Raw genomic sequence first — 8,170 nt, 5'->3', positions numbered from 1 at the left:
GGGCGGCCGGGCGCGGAGGACCGGGGAGGGGTCCGCCGCGCCCGGCGCCGGCGGGGGCCGTCAGCCGACGGCGTTCTCGACGCCCTTCCTGGCGTGGCTCCACGCCGTCGCGGAGTCCGTGCCCTTGCGTTCGACCTCGCCGAGCGCGTTGGTGATCTGCTGGTTGACGTCGCCGTCGTGCACGCCGAGCACCTGCACCGGGGAGGCCTCGGCGGCGGCGCCGAAGATCTGCCCGATGGGCGCGTCGCTGAAGTACGGGTCGGTGACGTCCTTGACGGACTCGATCGCCCCGACGTTGGAGGGGAAGCTGCCCTGCTTCTTGAAGAGCTTGGCCTGTTGTTCCGCGGCCGTCAGCCACTTGACCAGCGCGAAGGCGTCCTTGGCGTGCGCGGAGCCCTTGGGGATGGCCAGGTAGGACCCGCCCCAGTTGCCCGAAGCGCCGCCCGGGAGCGGGGCGACGTCCCACTTGCCCTTGCCGGCGTCCCCGGCCTGGCCCTTGATGTAGCCCAGCATCCAGGCGGGGCAGCCGATGGTGGCGAAGGAGCCGCTGCTGAAGGCCTGGTTCCAGGCGGGGGTCCACTGGGCGAGTTTGGCGCTCAGCCCATCCTGGGCGGCCTTCACCGACAGGTCCCAGGCCGAGGTGATGGCGGCGTTGTCGTCGTAGATCAGCTTGCCGGAGGCGTCGTAGTAACGTTCCTTCTCCTGGCCGACGATGACGGAGTAGAGGCTGCCGACGCTGTCGACCCAGGCGCTCTTGGCCCCGGCCTTGGCCTTGTACTGCTTGCCGAGCTCCAGGTAGCCGTCCCACGTGGACCACTTCTGCGCCAGCTGCGTCCGGTCGGTGGGCAGGCCGGCCTGCCGGAACAGGTCGGTGCGGTAGCAGATCGCCTCGGGGCCGACGTCGGTGCCGAGCCCCAGGGTGCGGCCGTCGGAGGTGGTGGCGGCGGCCCACTTGGCTGCGGAGAAGTCGTCCTTGAGGTCCTTGGCACCCAGGGCGCCCAGGTCCTCGAACTTGTCGGCCTGTTGCTGGGTGACCGACGCGATGCGGCCCACTTCGATGCCCTGGACGTCGGCGAGGCCGCCGCCGCCCGCGAGCCGGGTCTGCAGGGCCTTCCAGTAGTCGGCCTCGTTCTCGGTGCTGCTCTCCTTGACGGTGACACCGGGGTGGAGCTTCTCGTACTCGTCGTACAGGCCGGCTTCCTTGTAGCCGAAGGTGCCGAACAGGTCGACGGTGATCGTGACCTTGCCGTCCTTGTCCGCGGACGTGCCGGTCGAGCCGGATCCGCAGGCGGCGAGGAGCGCCCCGGCGAGCGCGACCGCCCCGAGTCGGAGGGTGGCGCGTCTGGCGGCTCGGGCGATGGGCATGGAAGCCTCCCATGGCTTCGGGACGGGTGAGAGGGCCCTTGTTCGCGGTTCTTGAGAGCGCTCTCAAGCGATGCCCAGGAGAGTGCCGCCGCATCCGGTGATTCGTCAAGAGTCGAATGGATAACGGCCGGTGGGGTGGCCCCGGGCCCTGCGCGGCTCCACGTCCTGACGGCATCGCCGGCGTCGTGACCCTTCGCGAACCTCTCCGGGCGCCTCCGCCCGTTGGCGCGGAAACGGTCGTGGAACGGCACGGAATTGACATCTGTAGGGCCCAAATACTCGTCCTCGGCCATGTCGTGCGATGCCCGGAGGAGCGTGTCGGAGGGCTGCTAGAAATTACCCGCCGGCGTGATTGTTCGTGCATGAGTACGGCATTTCCGCGCCTCCCGTCCCTATGTCCGCGAGCCCGCCCGCCCGTATGCCCGAATAACCGCAGCAAGGGGAGCGATGACCTCGGCACCATCGGGTTCCGTGCCCGCCCGGAATGCCGCTCACGGTCTGCTCGGCCGCGCGTTGTCCAGGTGCCGCGACGAACGGGCGACCGGGGTGCTGCGTGTGCAGGGCAGCCCCGGCGGGGCCTTCCATCTGCTCGACGGCGCGGTCGTGGCCGTGGAGAGTCCCGGAGCGCCGGGGGTGGGCACCTTGCTGGTGCGCTCCGGGCGCATCGACGCCGACGAGTGGAACGCCGCCCACGACGCCGCAGGTACGGGGCTGTGGCCGGGCGCGCCGATCGCCGCCGGCGGGCGGCTGGGCACGGCCGAGTTCCAGGTGCTGCACATGATGGCCGTCCAGGACGCCGTCTTCGCCGTGCTGGCCGGACGCCTGGACAACTGCGCCTTCGACCCCGCCCCGCCGGGAGCGCTGCGCACCGTGCCGCCGCCCGGCCTGGGCAACGGGGTGGAACCGGAGGAACTGCTGGTGGAGGCGGGTCGCCGGCTCACCGCGCTGGCCTCCCTGCCGCGATGGGTCTCGCCCGACCGCGACCGGGTCGCCGCCGTGGGTCCGCCCGCGTGGGCGGACGAGCCCCTGGCGCCGGTGCGCCGCGAGATCCTCGGCTGCGCCAACGGACGGCGCAGCCCCCGGGACATCGCGTTCCTCATCGGCCGCGGGGTCTACACGATCACCGTGGAGGTCGCCCGGATGTGCGCCGAGGGCCTCGTCGAGACCGTCCCGGCCCCGCCGGCCCACCCGTTGCCGCCGCCCGCCCCGGCGCCGCGGCTCTCCGACCCGTATCCCACGACACCGGCGGAGCCGGCGGGCCCTGCCGCGCCGAGTCCTCCCCTCGCCCTCCCGGAGGGCGCTGCGGACCCGTACCCGGGCTCGTACCCGCCCGTACCGGAGTGGGAACCGGGGGACGTCCCCGTCACGGCCCCCGGCGCCGAGGGGCTGCCCCGCCGAGAACCGGGCGCCAGCGGTATTCGCGAGGCTCTCGACGCGAGCCGCCCGCAATCGGGCTGGAAAGGATTTCTCCGGCCGCGAGGACGGAGCCGGACCGATTCCCCGTGACCGAAATCCGCGGGGACCAACGGAACACCGACCGAAGGGAATTCAAGGAGGTGCACGTGCATGAATCATGACGCCCTGGTCGCCGAGATGCGCGCTTTGCGGGACCAGGTGGTCGGCGTCACCGACACGGCCGTGGCGGCCGTCGACGGCCTGCTGATCGCCGCCGACACCGAGGACGCCATCGACCCCGACGGGCTCGCCGCGCTGGCCGCCGCCAGCCTCGGGCTCGCCCGGCGGATCGCCGTGGCGGCGCTGCGCGGCCCGCTCCGCAGGACCGTGACCTGCAGCAGCGGCGGCTACACCGCCGTCTACGCGGTCGGCGAGACCGCGCTCCTGGTCGTCGTGGGCGACGAGGGCATGAACGTCCCCCAGCTCCACGTGGAGGCCAGGTCCGCCGTCGAGCGCATCGGCGCGATCCTGCTGGCACCCGGGCCCGGACCGGGCGCCGTGCCCGCGCCGGAGTCCGCGCACGACCCCGAGGGAGTCCTCGGATGACGATCCAAGCCTCAGTGAAGACCGCAGAAGGAGTGCTGTGAGCACCACCGGAAAACGCCCGCACGGCAACCTGTCCGACCAGGTCATGGGCCTGGTGAAGAACCTGCGCCAGGAGGTCCCCGACTGCCTCGCCGCCGGTGTGGTCGACATGTCGACCGGCATGCTGCTCTCCGTCGACACCGTCGACAGCCATCCGCCGGAGGTCCTGGACCTGCTCGCCGCGGCGACCCTCGACCTCTTCCAGGGGCGCACGGTGGTGATGATCGAGGACGTCTTCAAGGAGCGCCGCGGGGTCACCAGTGACGCGCACTACTTCCAGGAGATCCTCGTCAACAGCGACAACCTGACCCACCTGTTCATACGCAACAACATGAACGAGGACGTCGTCGCCGTCGTCGTCTGCCGCCGCTCGGTCAACGTGGGAATGCTCTTCGCCCAGGCCCGCCGTGTGGTCAAGGAGCACAGCACGCTCTGAGCCCCGGCCGGTCAGGCGCTGGCGCGCCGCACCAGCCGGGTCGGGGTGACGAGCGAGGACAGCGGACGGCCGCCGCTGTCCTCCTCCGACCGCCGCTCCAGGCCCCGCACGAGCAGCCTGACCATCAACCGGCCCATCTCCTCGATCTCCTGACGGACCGTCGTCAGCGGGGGGTCGGCCAGCTCCGCCACCGAGACCATGTCGTCGAAGCCGACCACCGCGACGTCCTCCGGCACCCGCCGGCCCCGCTCGCGCAGCACCCGCAGAGCACCGCAGGCCATCAGGTCGGAGGCGACGAAGACGGCGTCGACGTCCGGCGCCCGGTCCAGCAGCACGGCCATGGCACGCGCCCCGCCCGCCTCGGAGAAGTCGCCCTCGACGATCAGCCGTGGATCGGCGTCCATCAGGATGTCGTGGTAGCCGTCGAGCCGGTCCACCGACGCGGTCTGGTCCAGCGGCCCGGTGACGGTCGCGATGCGTTCCCGCCCCAGCGAGACCAGGTGGCGCACCGCCTCGCGGGCGCCGCCGCGGTTGTCCGAGTCCACGTAGAGCACGCTGCGGTCCCCCTCCGCCCCCGGCCAGCCGGGACGCCCGCCGAAGACGGTGGGCAGCGCGATCTGGCGGATGATGCCGGGCAGCGGGTCCTCGGCGTGCAGCGAGAAGACCAGCGCGCCGTCCACGTGCCCGCCGGCCAGGTAGCGGCCCACCCGGTCGTAGTCGGCGGTGCCCTCCACCAGCAGCAGGACGAGCTGCGAGTCGTGCACCGCCAGCTCACGGCTGATGCCGAGCAACTGCTGTGCGAAGAAGGGGTCCGCGAAGACCCGGCTCTCCGGCTCCGCGACGATGACGGCGACCGCCCCGGTGCGCCGGGTGACCAGCGAGCGGGCGGCCTGGTTGGGTACGTAGCCCAGCTCCTCGACGGCCTTGCGGACCTTGTCCACCAGTGCCTCGCGCACTCCCGTCCCGCCGTTCACGACCCGGGAGACGGTGGCCCGGGAGACCCCGGCCCGTTCGGCGACGGCTTCGAGCGTCGGGCGTGCTCCGGAGATCTGGTCGGACAAGGGGTGCTCCTCTCGGGACGGGAACAGCGTAGTCCCTCCGGGAAGCATGGAGAGAGCGCTCTCCCCGCAGCTCGCGGGCCGTTTCTGAGAGCGCTCTCTCGTCTGTTCCCGGCCGCCAGCCCGGCGCTCAGCGCATCGGGAAGCCGAAGGTGCGGCCCTGCTGCTTCAGCCAGGGCAGGATCTCCCGCAGCGCCTCGACGGTCTGGCCGCGGTCCCCGCCCGCGTCGTGGAACAGCAGCGTCGGCCCGTTGGAGATCTCGTTCTTGACGGTGGACACCAGCGCGGCGGTGCCCGGCTGCTTGAAGTCCTCGGAGTCGACGTTCCAGCCCAGCGGGCGCATGCCGCGGGAGGCCGCCAGCTGGCGGCTGTACGGGGTGAAGGCACCGCCCGGAGCCCGGTAGTACAGCGGCCTGACGCCCCCCGAGGCCTGGGTGATCATGTGCTCGGCGTCCAGGATCTCCTTCGCCTGGTACACGCGCGGCTTGCCGTTCATCGTCGTGTCGTGCGTGACGGAGTGGTCGCACAGCCGGTGCCCGGCGGCCACCACCGCCTTCACCAGGTCGGGGTGGGCCCGGGCCTGCGGGCCCACCATGCAGAAGGTCGCCTTCACGCCGTTGTCCTGCAGCACCTGGAGGATCTGCGGGGTCCACTGCGGGTCGGGCCCGTCGTCGATGGTGATGTTGACGCCCCGGGGGCCCTTGTCGGAGGCGTGGGCGATGTCCATGTTCACCACGGGGGCGGGTAGTTCGGCGTCCGGCACGGAGGTCTGCCCGGGTATGGGCCGGGGCTTGGCGGAGGCGGAGGGCTTCGCCGGACGGACCGCCGCCTGCGGCCCGTCGGGGGTGCCGGCCTGGGCGGTCCACACCGACGCCAGCGCGGCCACCCCCGCCACGCCCAGTGCCGCCGCCAGCACCCGGCCGTTCGTCCCGCGCATCCCGCTCCACCCCATGTCCGCCCCGCTCCTCGTGTCCGGTGTCCCGTACCTGCACACGGGAGGACGGGGGAGGGGCACCGGGGGATCCGGCTGTTACGGAGCCCTGACAATTCCGCCGGAGGACGGCGACGGAGCGGCCCGAACGGCCGCCGCGCACCCGCCGCTTGCGCGCGGCTGGGTTCCGGCGGGCACCGTGGGGCCTACGAGGTGACGACGGCCCCCAGCCACGCCCCGGCGACCAGCAGGCACGAGAAGAGCTCGACCAGCAGCGCCGTTCCCGCGGCCCGCATGGCCGTACGGGTGGAGGACCAGGCCGCGCCGTGGCTGCCGAGCCGCATCCGCTCGCCGCCGTAGAGGGACAGCGTGAAACCGGCCGGCGCCCCCACCACCGGCAGCAGGAAGAAGCCCGCGACGGCGCACAGCCCGGCGACGAGGAAGGCCCGCCGGGGGACCCCCGCGTCCCGCACCGACCGGGCGGGCAGCAGCAGTTGGACGGCCTGGTTGAGCAGCAGCACACCGGTGGCCGCCGCCAGGACGCCCCACGACACCGTGGTGTGCAGATGGGTCGCCCACCACAGGACCGCGGCCCAGCACATCAGCGGGCCCGGCGCGCCCGGTACGAGCACGCCCCACAGTCCGGACAGCATGACGGCACCGATCAGGCACAGCTGTCCGGTCCCCATGGGCCCAGCGTGCCCGAAGCCGGGCCCCGGCGCCCCCTGGTTTTCCGGCCGCGCCGGCGGAGCCCCAAGTCCCCGCGCCTCAGCCGGGGGTGCGCTCCACCCAGCCCCGCTCGTACGCGTGCCAGCCCAACTGCAGCCGGGTCGACACCTCGGCGAGCTCCATCAGCCGCTTCACCCGGCGCTGCACCGTCCGCAGCCCCAGTTCGAGCTGCTTGGCGACGCTGGCGTCGGTGAGCCCGGCCAGCAGCAGCGACAGGATCTGCAGGTCGACGGCGTCGGGCGCGTCCGGGGACTCCTCCCGCAGGGCGCCCCCGGTGTCCAGGCGGATCGGCAGGGCCTCGCGCCAGACGTTCTCGAAGAGGGCCATCAGCGAGTCCAGCAGACCGCTGCCGTGGACGACCAGCGCCGCGGGGCCGCCCGCGTCCCGGGCCATGGGCACCATCGCCAGCGAACGGTCGGCCAGCACCAGCTTGGTGGGGACCCGGTCCACCACCCGCACCTGCTCCTCGCGGCCGAGCGCCGCCGTGAGTTCCGCGATGCCGTTGGGTCCGCTGATGACCTCGCGCTCGATGACCACGCGGAAGGTCACCCCGCGTTCCACGGCGCGTTCCTCGGCGGTGTTCTCCATCCCCGACACCACCATCGGGGTGCCCGTCACCAGGGCGCAGACCTCCTTCTCCGCACCCAACTGGAGCTGGTTGAAGCGGTGCGCCACCGCGCTCGCGCCGGTCACCACCTCCACCAGGTCGTGCGCCGACGGCTCCGCGGCCTCGCCGCGGTACTCCTGCGCCAGCACGGCGGCCGTGAGTTCCGCCTGTTCCAGATGGTGCCGCTGCTGGGTGAGCAGGGCGCCGAGCGCCACCGTGGGCGGGGCGGCCACCCAGCGGCCGGGCCGGGCGGAGGACTGCGCGACCAGCCCCTGCCGCTCCAGCAGGCGCAGTATCCTGGCCGCCTCGTCCTCGGGCATGCCGAGCCGGTGCGAGAGGTCGACGACCTCGGCGGCTCCCAGCCCCACGAGGGCGCGGTACGCCGCCTCCTGGGCATCGTCCAGCCCTATGGCACCGAGCACGGGCACCCCTTCCGGATCCGAGGAACGCAATACGCGGGCATGGCGGGAATGAGCCATGGCGTAATCCCGCCGCCCGCCATCATCCCTGCTCGAACCCCTGTCCTGGCAAGGTGTCCCTACTGGATCGTCCGACGTGCGGCCCGAGGAGGGAGCCGGCCGCCCGTCGGACCATTCGCGTGTCCGAACCCTGTTTCGCCGCGGGCCCGCCGGTGGACAATAGGGGCATGAGTCAGCAGGGGGAGACGGACCGCCGCCAAGAGGACGAGTGGTGGCGGCAGTTGTACGGGCAGCCCGACCCCGCGGGCCGGGAGCCCGGCGACACGCTCGACGACCGCTACAGCTCGGCGCTCTCCGCGCTCGGCGAGGAGCCGGAGGGCGAGGAGCCGGACGGCGGCGGCGAGGCGCCCTGGCGGACCGTGCCGCAGGACACGGCCGCGCCGGCCGCGCCCGGTGACACCTGGTACCTCGGCACCGATGCGGGCACGGACCCCGGCAGCGATGCGGCAGGAGAGGCCGGTGGTACCGCCGCGGACGACGCCGGCCCGCCCGACACCCTGCGGCTGCGCCGTCCCGCCCCGCCCC

8 protein-coding genes and 1 pseudogene are annotated in these 8,170 nt (G+C 72.9%); 4 read left to right on the top strand and 5 right to left on the bottom strand.

The genetic code is table 11. The features are described 5' to 3' along the window. Positions 1-60 precede the first annotated feature (60 nt). Entirely contained in the window at positions 61-1,365 is a 1,305-nt protein-coding gene (locus PV341_RS41805; RefSeq protein ID WP_500360598.1) for an ABC transporter substrate-binding protein, read from the bottom strand. Between the two features lie 471 nt (positions 1,366-1,836). Between PV341_RS41805 and PV341_RS41800 the strand changes: the two genes are divergently transcribed. The 3 genes from PV341_RS41800 to PV341_RS41790 all read left to right on the top strand — a co-directional run bounded on the left by PV341_RS41800 (position 1,837) and on the right by PV341_RS41790 (position 3,841). After that, positions 1,837-2,871: a MarR family transcriptional regulator gene (locus tag PV341_RS41800; protein ID WP_500360597.1), complete on the top strand. Its 1,035-nt coding sequence runs from the start codon at positions 1,837-1,839 to the stop codon at positions 2,869-2,871. A 60-nt stretch (positions 2,872-2,931) separates the two neighbouring features. Further along, positions 2,932-3,366: a roadblock/LC7 domain-containing protein gene (locus PV341_RS41795; RefSeq protein ID WP_500321704.1), complete on the top strand. Its 435-nt coding sequence runs from the start codon at positions 2,932-2,934 to the stop codon at positions 3,364-3,366. 85 nt (positions 3,367-3,451) lie between these two features. Beyond that, positions 3,452-3,841, top strand: coding sequence for a hypothetical protein (locus PV341_RS41790; RefSeq protein ID WP_500321992.1), 390 nt, complete (start codon positions 3,452-3,454; stop codon positions 3,839-3,841). Between the two features lie 11 nt (positions 3,842-3,852). On the opposite strand, the gene PV341_RS41785 is transcribed toward PV341_RS41790, so the two are convergent. The 4 genes from PV341_RS41785 to PV341_RS41770 form a co-directional block, all read right to left on the bottom strand. Continuing rightward, complete coding sequence (locus PV341_RS41785; protein WP_500360595.1) at positions 3,853-4,902, bottom strand: LacI family DNA-binding transcriptional regulator; 1,050 nt, start codon at positions 4,900-4,902, stop codon at positions 3,853-3,855. Positions 4,903-5,029: 127 nt separating this feature from the next. Continuing rightward, positions 5,030-5,836, bottom strand: a complete 807-nt coding sequence (locus PV341_RS41780; RefSeq protein ID WP_500360593.1) for a polysaccharide deacetylase family protein — start codon at positions 5,834-5,836, stop codon at positions 5,030-5,032. 200 nt (positions 5,837-6,036) lie between these two features. Beyond that, positions 6,037-6,519: a DUF456 domain-containing protein gene (locus PV341_RS41775; RefSeq protein WP_500360591.1), complete on the bottom strand. Its 483-nt coding sequence runs from the start codon at positions 6,517-6,519 to the stop codon at positions 6,037-6,039. Between the two features lie 79 nt (positions 6,520-6,598). Beyond that, positions 6,599-7,588: a helix-turn-helix domain-containing protein gene (locus PV341_RS41770; RefSeq protein ID WP_500321701.1), complete on the bottom strand. Its 990-nt coding sequence runs from the start codon at positions 7,586-7,588 to the stop codon at positions 6,599-6,601. Between the two features lie 224 nt (positions 7,589-7,812). Between PV341_RS41770 and PV341_RS41765 the strand changes: the two are divergent. Then, positions 7,813-8,170, top strand: a pseudogene (locus tag PV341_RS41765) (protein phosphatase 2C domain-containing protein); the annotation flags it as partial.

Source organism: Streptomyces sp. PA03-1a (assembly GCF_033792805.1).
Taxonomy (GTDB): domain Bacteria; phylum Actinomycetota; class Actinomycetes; order Streptomycetales; family Streptomycetaceae; genus Actinacidiphila.
This window is presented reverse-complemented; position numbering and strand designations above follow the sequence as displayed.

Coding starts and splice junctions, on each gene's coding strand:
- PV341_RS41805 (WP_500360598.1), bottom strand. CDS start 1,365: ATGCCCATCGCCCGAGCCGCCAGACGCGCCACCCTCCGACTCGGGGCG.
- PV341_RS41795 (WP_500321704.1), top strand. CDS start 2,932: ATGAATCATGACGCCCTGGTCGCCGAGATGCGCGCTTTGCGGGACCAG.
- PV341_RS41780 (WP_500360593.1), bottom strand. CDS start 5,836: ATGCGCGGGACGAACGGCCGGGTGCTGGCGGCGGCACTGGGCGTGGCG.
- PV341_RS41775 (WP_500360591.1), bottom strand. CDS start 6,519: ATGGGGACCGGACAGCTGTGCCTGATCGGTGCCGTCATGCTGTCCGGA.
- PV341_RS41790 (WP_500321992.1), top strand. CDS start 3,452: ATGGGCCTGGTGAAGAACCTGCGCCAGGAGGTCCCCGACTGCCTCGCC.